Here is a 22,525-nt window from a genome sequence, read left to right as displayed (position 1 = left end):
TATTTCTGCGGCGCGTCAGCGATGCGCGCCGGCATCGCGATGCTGTGCCTTCTTCACATCGATGAAGGCTTGCGGAAAGCAGTACCCTGCCTTCTTCGGCAGCCCGCGATCGTCGCGCTCATCCAGCTCGATGCTGATGCACTTGATCCCCGCCGCACAATCGACCCCGGGATCGCATGGATGGCTGCACACGCCTCCCCCTTCCATCGACTCCCGCATGCATGCCGGCGCCTCGGTCGAGCAATCCATGCCCCAGCGACAAGGCCCCCCGAGCGGCGACTTGGGCCGCACGAACTTCACATAGATCCCCGTGCCAAGCACCACGATGCCCGCAACCACCGCGAGAATCATCCGCACCTTGACCTTGCGAAGCCTGCGCCGCTGGAGAATTTCGAGCTCGTCGTCCACGCCGCGATGTTCGCACCGAAGCGACCGACACGCCACCTCCACACAAGCAAGATCCAGATGCAAAAGGAGAAGGAGAAAAGATGCTGCCCCACCCGGCAGCGCTCTCCGGTGCTCTCATTGGGCCCATTTCGCGCTGCTGCCCGCCCCAAAGCGGGTGCTCATGCCATGCTTCCCCGCGTCACCCTCGCTCCCCGCGCCGCATGGCATTCCGCGCCCGCAGGGGCGGGCCGCATTGGATCGCACGGAACACGCCGAATCAGCGAGCACGATTCCTCGAACCAACGTTCACTCTACGAAGGCACGAAAAAGAACCGCCAAGCCGCCAAGAACGCCAAGAGTTCGGTGCATCCACCAAACTTGGCGTCCTCGGCGTCTTGGCGGTTTTCCCTCTTCAACAGGATGGCGTGAGAAAGCCCTATTTGAATGCTCTCTCCGTTGCGGTCAGCTCCTGCATCCCACGTCCCTGCCTTGTTTGCGTATATCGTTACTGAGCCTCTTCATGTACGCGCTAGACGTGCTGTTCGGGATGTTGACCCTAATCGTAGATCTGTGGATTGTATTGTGCACCCTCGTCACGTAGTCCATGGACATCTGAATTCTGTCAGGTATGACACCTGTGTTGTTTCGGTTGTACACGGCCACGACAGTGTAGTTGTCCACTTGCGGGTTCAGAGTTGCCTGGGTGCTCATACAGTCTCTGGCCAAGTTTTCGAACACTTTCATGGGCCCGACGTTCGCGATCTTTGGGAACGGAACGAGGTTGTAGCGCTGACTTATACCGTCCAGCGTAGCTGCGATGAGGTGTGAACCATCGAAGCCAACCCCACCCCAGCCGCCCACAGTCGTTTCGCAGGGCGTCCTGGCGCGAGTGCGAAGGTTATAAAGATGGCCCGCCTGAGCGATATGCGCACGACCTCGATCGTCCGTCGTATAGGTCCATCGAGCTCTGTATATCTTATTCTTGTCCAAGAACTTAGCGCATGGTTCGGCGGCCGCCTCGAGCTGGTCCTCCGGCGCCTCCTCCTCCAAGGCCTGCCTCGCCGTCTGGCCATCTGATAACTCCTCGTCTCCAGCCTGCGCGGCGAGTTTGTCATCCGGCGGCCGCTCGTCGGCGAGGTCGGCCCCCTCGTCCTCCGGCGATTGCGCGTCGGCTTGCTCGACTGCGCCGTTGTCCGGCGGCTTCCCGTTTCCCTGCGCATCATCCGCTCCCCGCAGATCATCCATGGCCTCGCCGCCGCAGCCCGCACTCACCACGAACAGCGCAGAGCAGATGAGCCTAACAATAGGTATGGCCTGTTTCATTGGAGACTCCTCTTGTGTACATAGTCCGAAGTCAGCCCGCCCTTCGAATTTCGAAAGTACGACACAGCTTCGTCAATATATTAAAAATAACGTCTCGATCTCCGAGGCCGTCGATCGAAATGGAGCTATCGAGTCGCCATGCACTCGCACCGCGCACGGACGTGTGAAGGCCAAGTTCTGAATAAGCTCTCTTCACGTATTGGACGCTATCTTTCGCGCATTGGCGCACAAAGAATAGCAAACAATCGAATACAGCCGTTCGCGGCAGAGAACGAACGAGACAATCAGTGCATGTCTCGGCAGAGCGTCTCTATAGGGCGCAGACAGCCGGTCGCCCGTTAAACGTCCGTAAATCGTTGGTAAACGAACATAGTTGCCACGCCCGGTACGAACCGGCCGGCCGAATCAGCTCACGATTTTCGCCCGACGCCTCTTTTGCGCAAACCTCACAGCTTCGGATTTAGCAATGGAATCATTCGCTTGAAGGAATCGGTTCGAAGCGTCGCCTTCAATGATGCCTTCGCCGCCTGGGCCCCCTTTGAAGACTTTCTTCAAGGAGTCGTCGACTTGCATCATCGTGAAACGGACGCGGCCAAATCGTCGACCCACCGAGCCGTTGGTACCGCCGCGTTACGCTCCGGACATGCGCGCGGCCCATGGCTCCAAGGGGAGACGGGCGGCGTTCGCGATGAAGGAGATGGCGTGGTAGAAGCCGACCATGGAGAGCATTTCGAGCATCGCGTTTGGCTCGAAGTGAGATGCCAAAGTCTCCCATGTTGGGTCGGAGACGGTGCCCGTGTCGTGCAGCTCGTCGACGAAGCGCAGTAGGACCGCGTCGAGATCCTCGCCCGATGCGGGGCGCAAGGTGGAGGCGACGGCCTCGGGGTCCAGGCCAACCAAGGCGGCGAAGGCGGTGACGTGGACGCCCCACTCGTATTCGGCGTGGCAGCGGGCGCACGTTCTCAAAATGAGAAGCTCACGAACCCTCTTTGGAAGCAGGCCGTGGCCGAGAAATACGGCGCCGAGGCCGCGCATGCGGTCGCTCAAAAGGGAATAGCGCGCCATGGTGCGAAAAAGCACGAGCGGCTCGACGGCGGCTCCGGGAGGCATCCATTTCTCGAGGGAAGCCTGCACCTCGGGCGTATATGGCGGCGTAAGCGGGGCGATTCGCGCGGTCATGGGTACTCCTCCTTGCTACGAATTGTGTAGCAAGCACCACCCCAGGGTCAAGAACGGTCGCTACACTTTTTGTAGCTTGGCCACCACGATGCAGGCAATGCCCGCGACGATGAAGGCGAGCCCCGCGGCCTGGAGGCTACTAACCCGCTCTTTCAACACGAGCCACCCGAACAGGGAGCTCAATACGATGGCGCCGCCATACAAAGCAGGAACCACGAACGAGAGATTTCCCCCGCGCGTGTAGATGCGCGCCAGCACGACGGAAAAGAGCATGATGCCCACGCCCGCGACGCCCGCGAGCAAGGCGCCGCGCCACGTCGTTTTGCCCCGGTCCGACGAAGCCCAATACACGATCAAGGGCACGACGGTGCCGACTCCATTGTAGAAAACCGAGGCGAGCCAATCGTCGATTTTGCCGCCGGCCAGGCCCGCAAAGATGGCAAAGATCGAATAGAAGACGGCACACGCAAGGGTAAGAAGGACAATTTCCACGCGGCGAGTGTAGTCCTCATGCTACACATTTTGTAGTCATGGCATCTGCGCGCACGAAAACACCTCGCCCTGGCACGCCCGTGCGCGGATCGCGGACGGGGCGCCCCATCATGGCCCTGCTCGATCTCCTCGGGCGCAGGTGGGCGTTGCGCGTGCTCTGGGAGCTTCGCGACGCGCCCGCGACCTTTCGCGCGCTGCGCGAGCGGTGTGACGACATTTCGCCCACCGTTCTCAATGCGCGACTCAAGGAATTGCGCGAGTCGGGCATCGTCGAGCTCTCGGACGACGAGGGCTATCGCCTCACCGACCGCGGCGTAGCCTTGCGAAACGCACTCGTCCCAATCGCCGAATGGGCCGATACCTGGGGTGGCGGCGGCGGCCGAAAAAGGCCGAGCTAGCGTTCGGACATGGAGCGAGTAAGGTGACGCTCCTTGAATTTCTTGAAACGACACAAGGGCAAACTCGTCGCCTCGTTCCTCATCACACTGGGCATTTGGCTCACCCTTCACAAAGGCGGGCTCAAGATCGTCCCGGAGGGCGGTGACTTCCATGCGGTTCGATGGTGGGTCGTACCTTGCTACGTCGTCATCCTCGCGGCGATTGCCTGGTTTCGCAGCATACGATGGCGATTCTTGCTGCGCGCAGTGACCGACGTGCCGAAGAAGCGATTGTTCACGACCGCCATGGTGGGATTCACGGCCATTCTCCTGATGCCCTTCCGCATTGGCGAGTTCGTCCGCCCATACATGCTCCATGCGAAACAGGGAGCAAAGCCTGGCGAAAAGCCCATCTCGCTGACCGCGGCGACGAGCAGCGTCGTGGCCGAGCGTGTCATCGATGGGCTCTATGTGAGCGTCGTTCTGGCCTTGGCTCTCCTGCTCGTGCCCACGGTCGATCCCCTCCCCGATCGCGTCGTAGGCATACCGGTATCCGTCAAACAGGTGCGGATGAGTGGATATGCGATGTTCGGCCTATTCGGCGTGGCCTCCATCACCATCGCGACATTCTACTTCGCACGCGCGTGGGCGCATCGGACGACGCTTCTCGTGGTGGGCAAGGTTTCGCCTTCGCTCGCCGAGCGCCTCGCGGGAATGGCCGAAAAGCTCGCGGATGGCCTGCATGTCTTCGGGCGAGGGCGTGACCTGCTCGGGTTCCTCTTCGAGACGACCATCTACTGGGCTCTGAATGCGTGCGGCATGTGGTTGCTCGCGTGGGGATGCGGCGTGACCCATGCCGATGGCACGGCGGTCACCTTCGGAGAGGCGTGCACCCTCATGGGCATGCTGAGCTGCGCCGTCATCATTCCAGGGCCTCCGGGCATGCTCGGTGTGTTCCAGGCGGGCGTGTACTCGGGCATGACGATGTACTACCCGACGAGCATCGTGACCGGCCCAGGCGCCGCCTATGTATTTCTCATGTACGCTTCGCAGATCGCATTCCAGTTGCTCGCGGGAGCGCTCGGGCTGCTGATGGAAGGCACCCGCGGCCTCGAGGTCCTGGAACGTGGAGAGGTGCCAGGCCCCGAATGAAGCCTGCAATGCGGCCTTACCACACTGACTCGTCCATCTCGTCGAGATCCGGCTGGCCCATGTTCCGGAAGTAGAGAATGCTCTTCGGCCGGAACGTGTTTTGCAAGTTGCAATAGACGAAACCTAGATTTCTCGTGATCATCTTGCGAAAGCGGTAGTCGGCAATGGCATCGATCTGGTCGGCCTCGACGATGCCGGGAAGCTCCAGGCGCATGCGGGCGCTGGAGACGATGGCCATGTTGGGCGGGCCGCGCGTGCCGAAGGCAAATCGCCAATCGACGCTGCCGAGGTACAGATCGTCCGAGGTGAGCACGATGAGGGTCGCGTCCTTCGGTGCAATACGCCCCACCTCGGGAACGAGGCTCGAGAGTACCTTTTCGCCATCCCATTGTCCGCGATCTTCGTTGTACGCGGCGCGTGGCATTTCTCGCGGCTTCAGCACGAGAAAGGGGCGGTGGTACGAGGCCGCATATCGATTGGCCAAATCCTGAATATCGAAACCCGATTGATGGCCCATCGGAATGAAATACACCGGATCGCGCCGGGCGCATTGACGCGGAAACCCCAGGGGCCCCGAAGGCTGCGTGGTCCGCGTGTCCTCGGCCGGGTTGTGCACCGCGGCGGGCGCCGGGATGCCCCACAATCGCGGCGACGGAGTGACCAGGAACGGAGTGGCCATCAGCGCGGCGCCCAGCACCGCGAGAGCAAAGCTCCTTCGCCGCGCGAGTGGACGCAAGGTGCGCACTTCGTCCAGCCACGTGCGCGCCACCGCGACGGTGGCCGCCTCCCTCGAACGGTACGGCGCCCCAGGATCGTCCGCGTAGCGCACGATGATGCCATCCGCCGCCGACGCATCCGTCGTGACATCCAGTGGCGCCACCCGACCATGGATCGTGGGCTGGTACGAGACGATGCCCCACTGCGTGCCGCCGGCCCGAAACACGCCTTTGGCCCACTGCCAACGCCGCCATGCGCAAAATGCAGCGGCAATGGCAAATCCAAGCGTCAAAAGATGCATGACCAGGCCGATGGCGCGCGATACCGCATGAAAATGCGCGGCCTCCGCCGAAAGGCGCGCGAACGCGCCCATCACGAGGAGCGACACCGCCGAGCCCAAAAGGGCCTCGTCCACCGCGGAGACGGCCTGCGTTGCGAGGACGCGCGCGGCCGTAAGAATGGGCCATGCGCACGCCACGGTCAGCACGGCCAGCGGCAACACCGCGAGCCATATCGGAAACGAGAGCCATGACGTCGAGGGCTCGGCCCCGAGCACGGTCTCGACGTGCATCACCAGGTTGCCCACGGGGAAGAACAGGACCATCGCGTAAAGTGGCACGGTCCTGGCGAAGACGCGTTTGGGCGACATCTCCTTGTCCCACGTGTGGGACCGCAAGATTCGAACCGCGAGACGCGCCACGGGAAGAAAGAAAATGACGAAGATGAGCGCTCCGACGGCCACCGCGTACGGGGAACGCACCTGCACGGCGCGTGCGCAGTAAAATCCCATGTACGCGGCAAAGGGAAGCAAAGCCAACGCGGGAATGCCCACCACGCCGATGCGCGCTCGATCTCGAGAAAGGTTCGGGGCCGGGCTCATCCCGGATATGTAGCACGCGGGTACGCCTTCGGCCCCGGTGTGCTGGCACGTCCGCGCCTACGCGCCGAACGCGCCAGCGTCGTCTCACTCAGCGCGTGTATTGGTCGATGAAGCTCGTATACAGGTCGACGCGCGTGTAGAAGCCCGCATCGATGCACGCTTCCCAGGGATAGTCGTATCCGTACGAGGTTACGCCGATGATCTTGCCGCCCAAGAACGCGGGACCGCCCGAATCGCCGTGGCATGACGTGTGACCGTATTCACCGACGGAAAAGTCATCCGATTTCAACTCGTTGAGGTCGACCGTCACTTGGCGTTTGACGCCGCCGCCCGACTTCGACACACCGTCGTTCCAGCCGTAGCCCACGAGGCGAACGTCCTTGCCGATGGCCGAATTCGTGAGTGCGGTGCGGCTGATGGTGAGCGGCGAAAGACTCGTTGCCTTCGAAAGAACGATGACGCCGATGTCGTACTTTTGGTCCGCCGACCCATTGGGATTGTACGAGGGATGCGCGTGCACTTCTTTGACGGCCAGCTTCGACGTGGGGCTCGAGCCCGCGTTGGTTCCCGTGCGCACCTCGAAGGAGCTGAACCCGGCAAGGCAGTGGGCCGCGGTGAGGACCACGGTGCTGCTGATCACCGAGCCCGAACACCCGTATTTGCCGTCCATGACGATGTAGACGACCGACGGATCGCCATTGTCCACCGTCCCGCCGATGATTTGGCTGTTCGATTCGCCCACCACTTCATTGTCCGCAGCCTGTGCACTGCAACCGGTCACCGCGGCCAAGGCCATTGCCAAAAACAGAGAGTGCTTCATGGATTCCTCCTCGGATACCCGCCGGGTATCTTGGAATGAGAGTTCGACGCGATGCCTCGCAAGCGTCTCCGCGGGGCACACACGCGAGGGCGCGCCGCAAAGAACCACTCATCCGAATCACTCGCTCGAGTCTCGTGCGGGAAGGAACCTAAATTTATGAAAAAGAAATCGCAGCCGCGCTCAATCCGTCACTTCCGAAAGTGACCTCTGCGACGCGGCGCAGCGATCTTCATGCCGTCCACCGCTGGTGGGAAGGTGCCCCGTTCGCGTTTCGAATCCCGCTCTTGATCGCCATTCCCCCGAAATGATGGATAATCTGCTCGAGATTTCGGACCTCCCTCCCCTCCGACGACAGCGTGCGCATGGCGATCGAATCACTCGATTTGGGGAGCAGGCACCTGAGAAAGGTGGCCAGTGTTCCGGACGGCCCGAGGTCGATGTACGTGCATGGGCCGTCGGCCTCGATGGATGCAACGGCCCGAGAGAATTGAATCGGCTTGGCCGTGATTCCCGAACCAACGGCGGGCGTCGTTCCCCGCATCACGCCTCCTTCGGCGCACGATACCACCGGGCAGCGAGCCTCTTGCCAGTGGGCCGATGTCATGAGGGAAAGAAACGTGCCCTCCGCGGCCTTCACCAGCGGCGAGTGAAAAGCGTAATTCACGGAAAGCTGCGAACATACGATTCCGCACTTGCGCAAACGGCCCATTGTCGCGGCAATGGCTTCCGTCGATCCGGACACGACGAAGTGCCGCTCGAAGTGCGTGGCAGCGAGCCACGTCTCCGCGAAAAGCGCCGGCTCGCGCTCGAAAAGGTCCGGCGAGGCCAGAATGGCGAGCATTCCACCCTTCGGGCAGTTCCGCTCCACGGCCAACGAGTGACCGATGACGATGCGAAGCGCATCCTCCGCGCTCAGCGCGCCTGCCGTAACCAGGGCCGCGAATTCGCCGAGGCTCGCCCCGAGAACGACGTCGGGCATGATTCCATCGTAGGCCAGACGGCGCGCCAGCGCGACCTCCACCATGAACACGGCGGGGTGAGTATCCGAGAGGCGCGTGAACGATCCGCGTCGCTCCGGTTGCAAGAAGGCGTCGATAACCGATCTTCCACTGAGCAATTGCGCGCACGATTCGAGCTCCATGAGCTCGTCGCGAAAGATGGAATCCTCTTCGAATAGTCTCCTCCCCATCCCGTGGTATTGGGATCCCTGGCCGGAGAACATGAATACGACGCGGCGGCTATTCATGATTGCGCTCCCGTGTGCAGATGGCGCTCGTGCACATTCGTTACGCAACCTCGGTGCCATGGACGCGCGCCATGCGGTCCCCGAGAATGGACGACGCTGCGTTCGGCAGGACGGACGGGATCGTCCGAGGGCCTCGGACGCCTCCGTCCAGTCAATGCTTTACGCGTTCTGGTGACTCGTAGCCTCGGTCCGCGAGAGGCACCGCTCCACCACTTTGCGGTGGACTCCGAGAAGCCGCGCGGCGGCCGTCTTGTTGCCATCCGAGAGCCGCATGGCTTCGTCGACCAGCGCAGTGGTCATGAGCTGCAGTTTGTCGGCGTCGGGCAGCCGAAGAACCGCCCGGATCAGCCCTGCGAGCGCTGCGCCTTCCTTCTGCTTGCTGCGGCCTGCGAGGGACACGATCAACTCGGGCGTTACCACCGACTCCGTGAACACGGCGAGGCGATCGACGAGGTTACGAAGCTGGCGCACATTGCCGGGCCAAGGCACGTCGCGGAGCATTTCGATTGCCGCCGCCGTGAATTCGAGTGGCTGCGTTTGCTTCGCGCTGAAATGCGCAATGAGTGCCGGGATGTCGTCGCGGCGCTCGTCCAGCGAGGGAACGGTCACCTCGAGAACATTGAGCCGATAGAACAGGTCCTCGCGAAACAGGCCCCGCGAGACACGCTCCTCCAGATCCGCGTGGGTGGCGGCGATGACGCGTCCTTCGAAGACGCGCGTTTGCGATGCCCCGACGGGCCGGTAGGTCTTCGTCTCGAGCACGCGCAGCAATTTGGCCTGCAGCTCGAGTGGCAATTCGGCAATCTCGTCGAGGAACAGCGTGCCGCGGCCGACGGCCGTGAAGAACCCTTGTTGCTTGCGATCGGCGCCGGTGAAGGCACCGCGCTCGTGACCGAAAAGTTGCGACTCGATGAGCGACTCCGGAAACGCGCCGCAGTTCAAATCGAGAAAAGGCTCATCGGGATGGCTCCCGAGGGCGTGGATGGCGCGAACAGCGAGCTCCTTGCCCGCGCCCGTTGGACCGGTGACGAGCACGGGCCTGTCCGACAGGGAGACGCGCTGCAGAACGTCCCGCAGACGTTGCATGGCGGCGGAGGGCCCGATCAAGGAGTCCATGGGTGAGGGGAAACGCTTCGAGCGCAGCGTGATGACCTCTTTCTCGAGCACCCGCTGGTTGCACAGGCGCCGAAGGATGGGGAGCACCAAATCGGAGCTGAGCTCCTCTTTGAGGAGGTAGTCGTGGGCACCGAAGCGCATGGCTTGACGAACATCGTGCATGCCGTCCGAACCACTCACGACGATGGGCGTGGCCGCACGCGCACGCACCTCGCGCACCAGGGCGAGGCCGTCGCGATTGTCGGGATCGGCCGCATCGAGTCTCAAATCGATGAGTGCGACATCGATGGAGCGACGTTCGAGCAACGCATGAGCATCCTTCTGCGAGGCCGCTTCGAGCACCTCGACCTCGGGCAGCTCCCTAGCGATGTAAACGAGCTGACGCCTGGTTGCGCAGTCGTCATCTACGACGAGCATTCTCATGTTCTTATCCCGTCCACACCCTTGGCGCCCTCTTCGGCGCATATCGAAGCAGCGTCGATCCGCGATGCAGTATACGCATTGTGCTGCAGTTTGCAGTCAGCGATCATCGAAAAAGATCGGCCGCTCGTTGCTTCACTTGACCCACTTGCGTGAGCACGTCACACCTGGTTACGCGCGAGAGAATACGGAGGGGTGAACACAAATGAGTCCTGGGAAACTTTGACCCACCACCGTTTCTCGCTCGAGCAACGCGATTTCCTTTATTCCGTATTTCCGTCCTGACATTTAGTGCATTACACGGAATTCGTTTTTCACTTCTTTTTTGCGCTCGCACCCCATCTCACCGCACAAACGGTCACCCAAATAAGGGGCCCGCAACGAACGGACGGTCTCTCGTCCGAGTGACGCGTTTCGCACGGAAAATGAGCTCGTAATGCTCCATATCTCGTATTTCAATCGCGATATCGTGGCGGTGCGCGGTCAAGGGAGCTTGCCGCCCGAGGTCGTTCGTGTGCTCGAGCTGCATTGGTGCGGGGAGCTCTTCGCCGCTCGTGAAATGGCAAACAAGCTTCTCGTGCGATGGGAAGGTGCGCCGCCGCCCCTTCTCGTCGCCGAGCATGCGCTCATGACGGTGAAGCTAGGGCGGAGCCTGCCGGACGTGAAGCCATCGGCGCTCGCGGGCCAGTGGCTTGCCCGTGTCGTGCACGAATATGCGCGTTTCCTGGCGATGCGATTGGCTCCCAATGAGGCCTTGGTTTCGCTCCGGCGGCTGTTCGTCCTCGGGTTGCGAACCCCAGCGTCGGGCCTCATCGGGCTCGTGGTCTTCGCGCTCGGCCATCTCCTCACCGTGCGCGGCTGGTCGCGAATCGGCTTTCCGGTCGCTCGATTCTTCTTTCATCGCACGGCCCGGCGCGTGGGCTTACGCGGGAAATCTCGGTTTTCCGAAGACTTCGTCCTCGCAACGTTTCTTTACACCGTGCTCGCCGGCGCGCGGTTGACGATGCTCGAATCGGTGTCGCAACGGACGCAGCCGCTTTTGCCGAAAGACCCTTTCTACCAGGGACTCTTTCTCGTGAGCTCGCTCTACACGGCGGCGTATTCCGGCGACCACGCACGCACCGAGGTCGTGTCGGCACAATACCTCGCGCTGCAGGAGACGGCGCAGCTCCGTCGCTATACTCCGCTTGCCGAAATTCTGCCCCTGCTCCCCATGGCCCTTCGCGGCTACGGGCACCTCGTCGCCGATGCCCTCTCGGGCGTGATCGCACGCCACGAGGCACGCAAGGACGACGTGGATCACGCGGTCCACGTCCCTTTCTTCCGCACAGCGGCACTCATTTCCCTCTCGGCGGGAAGGTTTGGCAATGCCAAGATCTACATCACGCGAGCGATACGGCATCTCCGGCTGACTAAATCGTTTCAGAGTTGGAATGCCATCGACCAGCGAATTCTTTCGATGGCCGAGGGCCACGAGACATTCACCCCGGACAGTCCGAATTTCTTCGGCATCCAGCTCGAGACCACGGTTCCAACGTCGCTCGGCAAGCTCCTCTGTGATCTCGTGAGTGCCATACCGGCATCGCGTTCCGAGGGAGCGCAAGGCTTCGAGGAACGCGTCTTCGAGTTGCTGCGACGCCACCTCGATTGCCCCCACGCCGAAGTTCGTACGACCCCCGCGGAGTTCTCCCAGGGGATTCCGCAGATCCGGGTGGGAAAACGCTTCTTTCTTGCCCATGGACTGGGTCGGAAGCGCGCGCACACCGTGGACAGAATCTTCGCCGCCGTCGCACCCGTGCTTGCGATTCTCGAGCACGACATTCTGCAGATGTCGATCGAACCCCGCGCGGATAGTGACACCCAGACCATCACCATTCACCGCTCGACGCAGATGCTCGCGCACGACGTTCGGCGTCCATTCCAATTGCTCCGCATCGGCCTCGAGTCGCTGGGGGCGGTGCGCACGCAGGGCGAGGCGCTGGAGGTCGTACGCACACTCTTGCCCGAGGTGCAGCGCGCCAGCCAGGACGTCGATCATCTCATTGAAGATACAATGAGGATGAGCCGCGGTCCCAAACCGGTCCCCACGCCTGTCGACGAGTTGGTCATGGGAAGTCTCCGCGATGTCTTCGCGGCACGCCCGGACTGCGAAATCGAACTTCGTTACGATGGAATCGAAGGCGACGTGCACCTTTCGGTCGATCCCGTTCGAATGCGGCGTGCCCTCTCCAACGTGATCTCCAATGCCGTCGAGGCCATGCAGGGAGCCGGGGTCATCTGGTTCGCGCTCGCTCCTGCACGCGACAACGAGGGCTTCCACGAATTGCGAATTGGAAACTCCGGGCCACCCATCGCGGAAGAGCAATTGGCCCGCATCTTCGACGCGTTTTACTCGTCGGGCAAACCCGGCGGGACGGGACTCGGTCTGGCGATCGCCCAGCGTGTGGTCCTTGCGCACGCCGGCCATATCGGCTGCGCGAACGTCCCCAATGGCGTCGAATTTCGGCTGACGCTCCCGGGTGCGCAGGCACGCCGGCGCAATGTGCGAGCGGGGTCCATGCCCGCGCACTGCCACGAGCTCTCCGTGACCACGGGACCAACGCGCAGAGGCCCGCGCCAGGAGATCGCGCTCGTCGACGACTCGCGAGCGATTTATCTCGCGTGGCGCGCGACCATCGGCGACGACGCCAAACTTCGCTACTTCCGCTCCCCGGCCGCATTCTGGGAGACCATCGAGGAGGAGACGGGTTTTCTCGAGCGGCTGTTCGCCGTCGTCACGGATTTCCGATTCTCCAACCGTGAGGACTGCGGCTCGAAGTTGGCGGCCACCCTCCGGCAGCGGCGTCCCGATTTGCCGATTCTGGTGAGCTCTTCCGGCATTCTGGAAGATGTCGACGTGGAAGGTATCTTCGATGGCGTCATCGAGAAGGGCGGCCTCTCGTGGCCCCAACTCGAACAGCTCGTCGCGAGCGTGCGCGCAACGGAGTGGAGCACAGCGGTCAGTACCGGACGGTTCCCAGCGGAGAGGTCGAAGACGACCTCCGGGTAACGCCTCCTAATTCGATTTGATTAAATAGATAATTGGAATATCGAGCTTTATGCTCGGCACACGGCAGAGCCCGAAAAAGGAGCGTGCGGCATCGTGCCCGGACGGATGCGTCCACGGCCGCGGACGATCCCGTCCGCTCCTCGTCGAATGCCGCTGCATTGCTACGATTCAAGAGTTTTCCAACGCGTCCGACGACGGCACGACGGCACTGGCATCGAGAGTGCAAAAACAATCTGCACGATGAGCAACGCGCTCTCAGTCGTCGGCGTCGAGTCCGTTCGCGGAGTCAGCGCGCGAGACATAACGCTCCACCACCTTGCGGTGGACGCCCAACAGGCGCGCGGCAGCCGTCTTGTTGCCCTCGGAGAGGCGCATTGCTTCGTCGACCAAGGCATTGGTCATGAGCTGCATCTTGTCGACATCGGGCAAGCGCAGCACCGCTCGAACGAGCTCCGCAAGGGGTGCGGCTTCCTTCAATTTGTTGCGCCCGGGGAGCGACGAAATCAATTCGGGCGTGACACGGGATTCGGTGAATACGGCGAGTCGATCGACCAAGTTGCGCAGCTGACGAACGTTGCCAGGCCACGATGCATTGGTGAGCATCTCCACCGCCGTGGCGGTGAACTCGAGGGGGCGCGATTGCTTCGCCGCGAAGTGCGCGACCAACGACGGGATGTCTTCTCGACGCTCATCGAGCGAGGGCACGGTGACTTCCAATACGTTGAGGCGATAAAAGAGATCTTCTCGAAATTGCCCCTTGGCAACACGCTCTTCCAAGTCTGCATGTGTGGCGGCCACCACGCGGCCCTCGAAGGTGCGAGCCTGCGATGCCCCGACGGGACGGTAGGTCCTCGTCTCGAGAACGCGCAGCAATTTGGCTTGAAGCTCCAAGGGCAGCTCGGCAATCTCGTCGAGGAACAAGGTTCCCTGCCGCACCGCCGCGAAGAAGCCTTCCTGCTTGCGATCGGCCCCGGTGAAGGCACCGCGCTCGTGTCCGAAAAGCTGCGACTCGATGAGCGATTCGGGAAAGGCGCCGCAATTCAAATCGAGAAATGGCTGGTCCGGATGACCGCCGAGAGCATGGATGGCACGCACGGCGAGCTCCTTGCCGGATCCCGTGGGTCCCGTAACCAGGACGGGACGATCGGAGACGGAGACGCGCTGAAGGATCTCGCGAAGGCGCTGCATCGCCACGGAGGGGCCGATGAGGGAATCCGTGGGCGGCGGGTAGCGTTTGGAACGAAGGGTGATGACCTCTTTTTCGAGCTGCCGCTGGCTACAGAGGCTCTTGAGAATCGGCAGGACGAAATCGGAGCTGAGCTCCTCTTTCAGAATGTAATCGTGCGCGCCGAAGCGCATGGCCTCCCGCACGTCGTGCATGCCGTCGGAACCGCTCACGACGATGGGCGTGGCCGCACGCGCACGCACCTCACGCACGAGCCCGAGACCGTCGCGGTTGTCCGGGTCGGCCGCATTCAACCGCAGATCGATGAGTGCGATATCGATGGTGTGGCGCTCCAGCAAGGCATGCGCTTCCGCCTGAGAGCCCGCTTCATGCACTTCCAAATCGGGCAGCTCTTTGACGATGTAGACGAGTTGCCTTCGGGTCGCACGGTCGTCGTCCACGACGAGGATTCTCATTGTTCTTTTCCTGCTAGCACGCCCGCGCGGGGCGTCTCCAATTCATTCTCATTATAAGACTCGGCGAGCTCTCGCCGATATCGAAACTTCGAATCTCCCAGGTTTACCTTTACCAGAGAGTTGGCGAAAGGACGGGCAAGATCCTATGACACCTCGAAAATTTCGCACCCATCACCGCGTGTCGTTCAATCACCTCGATCCGTTTGGACATCTGAGCGCGACGAACTACCTTCCGCTCTTCCTCGAACACCGCTGGACGGCGTTCCGTGAGGAGATGGGTTACGACTACGCAACGATCGCGAGTTGGCCGATCGTCTTTTACATCCGGCGCACCACCCAGGAATTCATCATTCCGATCTTCGCCGACGAAGAGCTGGAGATCACTTCGTGGGTGGTCAGCATGGGAAAGATGGATTCGACGGTACGGAGCGAGATCCGAAAAAAGACCTCCGGAAAGCTGGCGGCGACCTGCGAATTCGAACTTGTTTGCATGTCCAAGGAAACGCGACGGCCGACCCCGTGGTTGAAGGACGTGACGGCGCGCCTGTTCGAGGACGCGATTCTGCCCGCCACGCACCATCTCGAGGAGCAGCGGCTCGAGGCAACAGCATGCTGACTTCGTCGTCATTCGCTCCCTGGGCACTTCCTCCCACTTCGAAAGTTCTACCATGATTCGCTCCTACGGCACCACCCTTCCCAGCCTCGGCTCGAGCCCTTCCGAGCTGACGCTGTCTAGTTCTTCCCCGCAGTCTTCCCGCGTCCCGCGCGGCCGTCTGTCGGGACTCACTCCCCTCACGCGCACCCGGCCGCAAACGAAGCCAACGTCGATCCATTCTCGCCAATCAATCGAACTTTCCTCCCGTTTGCTCCCGGGCACGGATCCCGAGATCGAGTGGCTCTTCTTGCTTCACGAATCGTACGTTGGCGAAAAGTGCGGGGTGGGGCTTCTCCGATCCTTGGAGGCGCGCGTGGGTGGATATGGCGCATTTGCTGGAATGATCAAGCGCCAACTGGCCGATGAAGAAGCGCATTGTCGAATTTACGAACGGTGGCTGGGCGCCGACGCCTATCGCGGCAGACGCTACGACGAGGCACTCGGGGCATACGTATCCTCGCTGAACAGCGTGACGCTCGAGGTCTTCGTCCTTCAAGCGCTGCTCGAGGGATTCAGCCTGGGGGCGCTCGAATACCGCGCCCGTGCGGTAAAGAGCGCCACGTCGGAGGGCGAGCAGGCCCTGTGGGACGACGAAATGCGCCACGTACAGTTCTCGTATGGATACTTACGCACATTGATTCGCGAAGAAGGCGCCATCGCGCCCGAAGTCTTCGAACGCGTGGCCGCTGACGTAAAAGGGATCTTCGTTGAATCGTTCGCTCCCGCCCGAATCGCCGAATTCGTGAAAGGCAACTACGACGTTCGCGCTGACGAGCTCACTGAACAGGCGGTGGGCGAAAGCGAAGGCCGCACGCGGTTGGCATGGTTGACCTTGGGCCGCGTCGCACGATGCAAACTCGAATTCACCCGGAGGTACCATGCAGCCACTCTTTCGGTCGGTTAATCCTCTCGGTGCGTCCCTCGCCCAATCGAGTGCCCTTTTCACGCTGCGCGTGGATGGCATGACCGACGTGCCCGACGTGCTCGCCGACGAATGCGCCCGCATCGGCGCCACCTGCCGCATCGTGCGCGCGTCGGAACGGGACAACGCGCACGGAACGGACGTGCTTGAGGTTCGCGCTTCGCATTCCGTGATGGACGCGTTTGCCGGCATGTACCTCCTCTCTCGAATCGATACCAAAGTTCACGAAAATGTCACGCGTACCGAAGGCGATCACATCATATCGGGCATTCTCGATGGATATGTCTTTCACACTTACGTAGAGCGCATCGAGGCGCGTCACGACGAGCGGACGGTCGCTCAGCGCGTGCTCGGAGAAATCCTCGAGCGCGCACCCGAGCTTCGAGATGGCCCGGTTGCAATATGCACATCACGCGATTCACTTGGCGCCATCGAGCGCAATTCCTATACGGGGAATAGCCTCGTGCTCGTGGAGATGTCGGGCGCAGCGGCGACCCGGCTCGCCGCAGGTTCCCGCGACACCTGGGCACATCAGCTCCGCACGCAGGCCGATCGCGTAGCAGCACTCGCCATGCGCAGGCCTGGCCTCTTGCGGTCGTCCGCCTTATTCTTGTTCAGTGCCATGGGGGATACGCGCCGATTTCCATGGACCGATGACCTGGTCCACCCTTCGAGTTTGTCGCTCGTGTCGTCGCCTGCGACGCCCGCATCGGCAAACATTGCCTGCTGGTCCAGCGGCGCGTTTCAGTCATTGAACTTGTGCGGCTCGCCCGAGCATCCGGTCATTCGAAACGCAGAACGAATCGCCGCTGGCTGGAGGGACGCACTTCGCTCGATCTCCTGAAGATCGCTACGAAGGCATATGCTCGATAGCTCCTATTTCGATCGCGACATCGTTGCGTTGCGCCGCAAAGGACTGGTCCCCACCGACGTGTCCGACGTCCTCGAGCTGCATTGGTCGGGGGAGCTCTTTGCGGCCTGGGAGCAAGCGGGCAAGCTTTTGGCCGCCTACGCTGAACGCGAGGAGGAAACGCCGCCGCTTCTGGCCTCGGAGCATGCGCTGATGACCGTGAAGCTCGGACGGAGCCTGCCCGAGGTGGCCCCGTCCTTGCTCGCGAAGGATCGGCTCGCGATGCTCGTCTACGAGTATGCGCGCTTCCACTCGATGTTCTTCGTGAGCCATCGCGCCGCGATGCTCTCGCTCTGGCGGCTGTTCTTGATTGGCTTTTGGGCGCCGAGCTCGGGCATCTACGGGCTCGTGATCTACAACGCGGGTCACACGATGGCCACGTGGGGGTGGCCGCTCGTCGGATATCCCATTGCGCGGTTCTTCTTCAATCGCACCGCATCGCGGGTGCAGCGGCGCGGAAAAACGCGCTTCTGCGATAATGTCATTGTAGCGACATTCCTCTATACCGTCCTCGTCAGCGCTCGCTTGAAGCACATCGAGACGGTGACCCATCAAACGCAGGCACTCTTGCCGCGTGATCCTTATTACCAAACGCTCTTCCTCGTGAGCTCGCTCTATGCGGCCGCCTATTCGGGCAACCATGCCCGTGCGGAGGTCGTATCGGCGCTCTTTTTGGAGTTGCACGAGAAAGGGCAGCTTCTTCGCTACCGGCCCATCGCCGAGATCATGCCGCTCGTTCCGCTCGCCTTGCGGGGATACGGGCATCTCGTGGAGAAGGAGCTCGCGACCGTCATTGCACGGCACGAGACCTTGCGGCCCGACGTGGGGCACGTCATCGACTCCGCTTTCTTTCGTGCGGCCGCCCTCGTTACGCTGTCCACCGGGAAGTTCGCCGACGCCAAGAGTTACATTCTGCGGGCCATTCGACACCGCGAGCTCACGCGATCCTTTCAGACCTGGCAAAAGATCGATCGCAAGATCCTGAGCATGGCCGAGCGCCACGAGACGTTCGTGCCCGATACGAATTTCTTCGGCGTCAGCTTGCGGACGCACGTGCCCGTTACCCTGGGCAAGCTGCTGCTCGATCTGGTGAGCGCCATGCCTGCTGCCCTCACGGGCGGCCTTCGCGCGTTCGAAGACCGCGCGTTCGATCTGCTGCGCCGCCACCTCGACTGCCTCAGTGGAGAGATCCGTCCAGCGCCGGCGAAGTTCTCGGAGAACCTTCCGCAGATCCGAATCGGGACACGCTACCTCGTGCTCAAGGGCATCGGCGAGGAGCGCATTCCGGCGGTGGACAAACTTTTCGCGTCCGTCGCGCCCGCCTTGGCCATACTGGAGCATAACATCCGCGACATGCTGGCCCTTAAGGCCGAAAACGACCGCAACGCCCGGGCGGTCGCCATCACGCGCACCACGCAGATGCTCGCCCACGATGTGAGGCGTCCCTTCCAACTTTTGCGTGTCGGCCTCCAATCGCTCGGCAAGGTGGGCACGTACGACGAGGCAAAGGATGTCGTGCGCACCCTTCTTCCCGAGGTCGAACGCGCCACACGCGACGTGGACAACCTGATTGCCGACACGATGAACATCGGCGATTACCCCACCCCCGAACCTACTCCGCTGGAGGCCTTGGTCACCGAGAGCCTTCGCGATGTGTTCGCGCCACGGCCCGACTGCAATATCGAACTGCGCTACGACGGGGTGGAAGGAGATTTGCATCTCGCAGTCGATCCTGTTCGCATGCGACGCGCTCTCTCCAATGTGATCTCCAATGCCGTCGAGGCCATGCAGGGCGTTGGCTTCATCTGGATGGTGAGCGGGCCGGCACGGGAAGAAGGCTTTTGCGAGCTGCGCATCGGCAATTCGGGCCCGGCCATTCCCGAGGACCAGATGGGCCGTATTTTCGAGGCCTTCCATTCGGCGGGCAAACCCGGAGGAACCGGGCTCGGTCTGGCCATCGCGCAACGGGTGATTTTGGCCCACGGCGGCGAAATCGACTGCGCGAACGTGGCCGAGGGCGTGGAGTTTCGTCTGACGTTGCCCGTGGCGCCGGCACGGAGTCGGGTCGCGCGCGCGGGGCTGCCCACGCATAGCCGGGAGCTTGCGGTGTCGGCGATACCCGAGCCGCCGGCGTCGACCCCGGAGCAATTCGGAACGCGGCGGCGAAGCGAGCTCGCGCTGGTCGATGACTCGCGGGCCATCTACCTGGCGTGGCGGGCCGCCATTGGAGAGGACGCAATCGTCCGCTACTACCGGTCGCCTGTGGCCTTCTGGACCGCCCTCGAGCAGGAGCCCGACCTGCTGGACCGGTTCCAGGCCCTGGTCACCGACTACCGGTTTTCGAATCGCGAGGAGAGTGGCTCGACGTTGGCCCTCCAAGTGCGACGCCGGAGACCGGATCTTCCCATTTTCGTGAGCTCCTCGGGCATCCTGGAGAAGGTGGACGTGGACGGGATCTTCGATCGCGTCATCGAAAAAGGCGGACTGCCCTCGTGGGCATCGCTCCAAGGGATGATCGCGAGCGTGCGCACGAGCATCGCAACGACCAAAGACGCAGGAGATATCAGGGCGAACACGCAATGACAGGTCACTTTCCCTCGGATGGTCCCGATCCCCTTCTCGTCGGCGCGGCATGGGCCGACGATGTCGTGCACGAGCTCGCAGCGCCCGTTGCGTTCCTCGATGGCTTCATCGAACGCGTTGCACGCGGTGCTACCCCCGACGAGGAGCACGTATCCATCGCAGCCGAGGAAGTCGGCCGGCTGCTATCGCTCGTACGATCCCTGCGACGGGTCAAGCCCCGCCCGGGTACGCTGCGACCGCGTTCGCTGGGCGATGCGCTCCGCGAAGCGGCGGCGGCCAGCGACTGCCGTCACGCCATCGAGGTGCCGGAGGATGCGCAGATCGTGGTGGACGACTCGTACGTTCCACACGGTCTCATACCGCTGCTTCGGGCGTGCGCTCGTGTAGTCGGTCCCTCGGGAGAAATCCTGCTCACCGCCCGCGCCGACACCACGACCCACGCCGCCATCACGATCGACATCGTCGTACACGCAGATCCAACCGCCGTCGACGACGATGGACGAATCCTCTTCGTCGGCGACATGTGGTCCTCAGCGGTGGCGGGCCGGGCCAGCACCGACGTCGTGTTGGCCAAACGCATCATGCGCGCCCACGGCCACCGCGTCACCGACGAAGCCGAAGGCCACACCCGCACCCTCACCGTGCGCATCCCCCCAGCTCCCTAACCAGAAGATTGAACAGGGAGGGGGGGAGGCGGAAGCCAACTGAAAACCTAAAAAAGCCTTGGCACGCGGTGGGGTTTGCGTTGTTTCCCTCCCCGCCTCCCCCCCTCCCTGTTCAATCTTTCCTAGAGACACGCATAGGTTGCCTCGCTGAGGCGGGCGGCGCGGGGGTCGAGTAAGGTGTGAACGCTCATTTTGCTCGTTACGTATGCAAACCCAAGCGAGGCCTCGGGATCGGCAAACGCGAGAAAGCCGCCGGCGCCCGGATTGCCGAAGGCGCGAGGGTTGGGGCTGCAGGCGAAGCCCTCGTGCGGAAGCATGAAGCCGATGCCGTAGCGCGTAGCCTCGCGCAACACCGGATCGTAGCCGAACGCGTGCTCGGTGCGCGCAGCATCCACAATCGACGCCGAGAGAACCTTTTCATGCCCACGTGCATGGTGCGCGAGCGCACCAAAGAGGTGCGCAAGTGACGATGCGGTGCCGTGGGCATTGGCAAATGGCAACTCGGCTGCACGCCATGCATGCGAATTGAGAACTTGCGGCGTCAAGCATAAAACGGGATTGAGAAATGCCCATCCTGACATTGAGTCAGGCTCGTTCATCACGGTTTGAACGAAGGCCGTTCGCCCGGGCTCGGGCCGCGTCGTGCGCACGTCGGCGGTGCGCGCCTCCTCACGCGGACCCAGACCGATATGCAGATCGAGCCCGAGTGGCGACGCGAGTTCCTCCCGCAAATATTGCCCTACGGTCCGTCCGGTCACACGCCGTACGAGCTCGCCCGCGAGCCACCCAATGGTCATCGCATGGTAACCGTGCTGCGTCCCAGGCGGCCACCATGGCTCCTCCGCGGCCAACGCCGCGGTCATCGCCGTCCAGTCGTAAAGCGCCTCCGGCGAGAGCCGAGGACGCACCGCAGGCAGCCCTGCGCGATGGGAAAGCACGTCGCGCACGGTAATGCCTTCTTTGCCTGCGCGCGCGAACTCCGGCCAATAGCGGGCGACCGGCGCGTCGAATTCGATGACTCCTCGATCGACGAGATGCAGCACACAGATGGCAAGGATGCCTTTTGTCGTCGAAGCAAGGTTGATCAATGTATCTTTCTGCCAAGGCTGGGTGTGGCCGCGATCCACGAAGCCGCCATGAAGATCGACCACGGGACGCCCATGGACAGTCACCGAGACAGCGGCACCTCCAGGTTCCAGCCCGCGTTCGAAGTTGAGGGCGAACGCGTCACGAATTTTTTCGAACTTGGGATCGCAGCTGCCCTGAATGGCCATGGCGGCACTATGCCGTGATTCGGTACGGCTTGCATGGAATGTCGGCCTACCACGCACTCCCGCCCGCCTCGTGCTTCTTCTAACACCGAGGGTTATCGGCTGGAACAACGTGCGAGTCTCGAGATTTGGCATCACTCAAGGTGCGGCAGCGTGACGATCCGGCGGGGCCGGCGCGATGTCCGATTCTATCGGAATGACTCGCCAAACGCCTGGCGACGAACGCCCAAGCAACGGGCAAGGGCGCCGGCCTCGCCGGGATTGTCCCGCTGCCGCTGCTCGACTTGCGCGAAGTCTCGGTCGGAAACGCAGGCCCGACCGGAAACTTAAAGGGTGGCCCAGCTGGTAACTGGATTTATCTCCTATTTTCATAACGCGATAGACATCGCACTCGTCGTCGAATTGACGGGGAAAAGAGCATTAACGCCACAGAAGCCGCCGTCATTCTGGATGAGACGAAAATAGAGATACGAAGGTACGTCCGCGGGAGACGTGTAGCCGAAAGGTCCGCCAAATCTTCATCGCGAGCGTGCACATGGTCTTGAGTAAGACGGAATCGATTCGTATCTTGCTATGTGCCGTCAGGGCTCTCCGCGGATCTGTCCGCGACGCCTGTTCGCCCGACGCGCCGCAATCGTACAGTCGCGCAACGTCGCGGCGGACGGGGCTTTCCATTCACATGAAGAAAAGCTTAGCCACCCAGGGGGCTGAGAACAGGAG

Annotated in this window: 18 protein-coding genes; 8 read left to right on the top strand and 10 right to left on the bottom strand. The window is 62.1% G+C overall.

Annotated features, from left to right (window positions below; translation table 11 throughout):
- Positions 1-15 precede the first annotated feature (15 nt).
- The 4 genes from LZC95_01445 to LZC95_01430 form a co-directional block, all read right to left on the bottom strand.
- Positions 16-408 (bottom strand): hypothetical protein, encoded by a 393-nt coding sequence (locus tag LZC95_01445; protein ID WXA95505.1) that lies wholly within the window; start codon positions 406-408, stop codon positions 16-18.
- A 441-nt stretch (positions 409-849) separates the two neighbouring features.
- Complete coding sequence (locus LZC95_01440) at positions 850-1,710, bottom strand: DNA/RNA non-specific endonuclease (protein WXA95504.1); 861 nt, start codon at positions 1,708-1,710, stop codon at positions 850-852.
- A 630-nt stretch (positions 1,711-2,340) separates the two neighbouring features.
- Entirely contained in the window at positions 2,341-2,889 is a 549-nt protein-coding gene (locus LZC95_01435; GenBank protein ID WXA95503.1) for a carboxymuconolactone decarboxylase family protein, read from the bottom strand.
- Positions 2,890-2,949: 60 nt separating this feature from the next.
- The gene (locus LZC95_01430) at positions 2,950-3,381 is read right to left on the bottom strand and encodes an EamA family transporter (protein ID WXA95502.1); all 432 of its coding nucleotides are present in this window, start codon (positions 3,379-3,381) and stop codon (positions 2,950-2,952) included.
- Between the two features lie 38 nt (positions 3,382-3,419).
- Between LZC95_01430 and LZC95_01425 the strand changes: the two genes are divergently transcribed.
- Both LZC95_01425 and LZC95_01420 read left to right on the top strand, forming a co-directional pair.
- Positions 3,420-3,779 (top strand): helix-turn-helix transcriptional regulator, encoded by a 360-nt coding sequence (locus LZC95_01425; protein WXA95501.1) that lies wholly within the window; start codon positions 3,420-3,422, stop codon positions 3,777-3,779.
- 42 nt (positions 3,780-3,821) lie between these two features.
- Positions 3,822-4,910, top strand: coding sequence for a flippase-like domain-containing protein (locus tag LZC95_01420; protein WXA95500.1), 1,089 nt, complete (start codon positions 3,822-3,824; stop codon positions 4,908-4,910).
- A 16-nt stretch (positions 4,911-4,926) separates the two neighbouring features.
- On the opposite strand, the gene LZC95_01415 is transcribed toward LZC95_01420, so the two are convergent.
- The 4 genes from LZC95_01415 to LZC95_01400 form a co-directional block, all read right to left on the bottom strand.
- Positions 4,927-6,507 (bottom strand): hypothetical protein, encoded by a 1,581-nt coding sequence (locus tag LZC95_01415; protein WXA95499.1) that lies wholly within the window; start codon positions 6,505-6,507, stop codon positions 4,927-4,929.
- Positions 6,508-6,595: 88 nt separating this feature from the next.
- Positions 6,596-7,327 (bottom strand): trypsin-like serine protease, encoded by a 732-nt coding sequence (locus LZC95_01410; protein ID WXA95498.1) that lies wholly within the window; start codon positions 7,325-7,327, stop codon positions 6,596-6,598.
- Between the two features lie 229 nt (positions 7,328-7,556).
- Complete coding sequence (locus tag LZC95_01405; protein WXA95497.1) at positions 7,557-8,573, bottom strand: acyltransferase domain-containing protein; 1,017 nt, start codon at positions 8,571-8,573, stop codon at positions 7,557-7,559.
- A 159-nt stretch (positions 8,574-8,732) separates the two neighbouring features.
- Positions 8,733-10,112 carry a sigma-54 dependent transcriptional regulator gene (locus LZC95_01400; GenBank protein ID WXA95496.1) on the bottom strand — a complete coding sequence of 460 codons (1,380 nt, stop codon included), beginning with the start codon at positions 10,110-10,112 and terminating at the stop codon, positions 8,733-8,735.
- Positions 10,113-10,545: 433 nt separating this feature from the next.
- Here LZC95_01400 and LZC95_01395 point away from each other — a divergent pair, with 433 nt between their 5' ends.
- Positions 10,546-13,158, top strand: a complete 2,613-nt coding sequence (locus tag LZC95_01395; GenBank protein WXA95495.1) for an ATP-binding protein — start codon at positions 10,546-10,548, stop codon at positions 13,156-13,158.
- A 255-nt stretch (positions 13,159-13,413) separates the two neighbouring features.
- Here LZC95_01395 and LZC95_01390 read toward each other — a convergent pair whose 3' ends face one another.
- Positions 13,414-14,799 carry a sigma-54 dependent transcriptional regulator gene (locus LZC95_01390; protein WXA95494.1) on the bottom strand — a complete coding sequence of 462 codons (1,386 nt, stop codon included), beginning with the start codon at positions 14,797-14,799 and terminating at the stop codon, positions 13,414-13,416.
- A gap of 145 nt (positions 14,800-14,944) precedes the next feature.
- Between LZC95_01390 and LZC95_01385 the strand changes: the two genes are divergently transcribed.
- Genes LZC95_01385 through LZC95_01365 form a run of 5 tightly spaced genes read left to right on the top strand, consistent with a single transcriptional unit; the run spans position 14,945 to position 20,534 of the window.
- Entirely contained in the window at positions 14,945-15,415 is a 471-nt protein-coding gene (locus tag LZC95_01385) for an acyl-CoA thioesterase (GenBank protein ID WXA95493.1), read from the top strand.
- Between the two features lie 52 nt (positions 15,416-15,467).
- Positions 15,468-16,358 (top strand): hypothetical protein, encoded by an 891-nt coding sequence (locus LZC95_01380; protein ID WXA95492.1) that lies wholly within the window; start codon positions 15,468-15,470, stop codon positions 16,356-16,358.
- The gene (locus tag LZC95_01375; protein WXA95491.1) at positions 16,333-17,220 is read left to right on the top strand and encodes a hypothetical protein; all 888 of its coding nucleotides are present in this window, start codon (positions 16,333-16,335) and stop codon (positions 17,218-17,220) included. The genes LZC95_01380 and LZC95_01375 overlap by 26 nt, the downstream gene beginning before the upstream one ends.
- Positions 17,221-17,238: 18 nt before the next feature.
- The gene (locus LZC95_01370) at positions 17,239-19,869 is read left to right on the top strand and encodes an ATP-binding protein (protein ID WXA95490.1); all 2,631 of its coding nucleotides are present in this window, start codon (positions 17,239-17,241) and stop codon (positions 19,867-19,869) included.
- Positions 19,866-20,534: a hypothetical protein gene (locus LZC95_01365; GenBank protein ID WXA95489.1), complete on the top strand. Its 669-nt coding sequence runs from the start codon at positions 19,866-19,868 to the stop codon at positions 20,532-20,534. The genes LZC95_01370 and LZC95_01365 overlap by 4 nt, the downstream gene beginning before the upstream one ends.
- A gap of 122 nt (positions 20,535-20,656) precedes the next feature.
- Here the strand turns inward: LZC95_01365 and LZC95_01360 are convergent, their stop codons facing one another.
- Positions 20,657-21,808 carry a beta-lactamase family protein gene (locus LZC95_01360; GenBank protein WXA95488.1) on the bottom strand — a complete coding sequence of 384 codons (1,152 nt, stop codon included), beginning with the start codon at positions 21,806-21,808 and terminating at the stop codon, positions 20,657-20,659.
- Positions 21,809-22,525 lie beyond the last annotated feature (717 nt).

It is taken from the genome of Sorangiineae bacterium MSr12523, assembly GCA_037157775.1.
GTDB classification, from domain to species: Bacteria; Myxococcota_A; Polyangia; order Polyangiales; family Polyangiaceae; genus Pendulispora; species Pendulispora brunnea.
The sequence above is the reverse complement of the archived record's forward strand: the minus strand, read 5'-3'. Positions and strand labels throughout refer to the sequence as shown.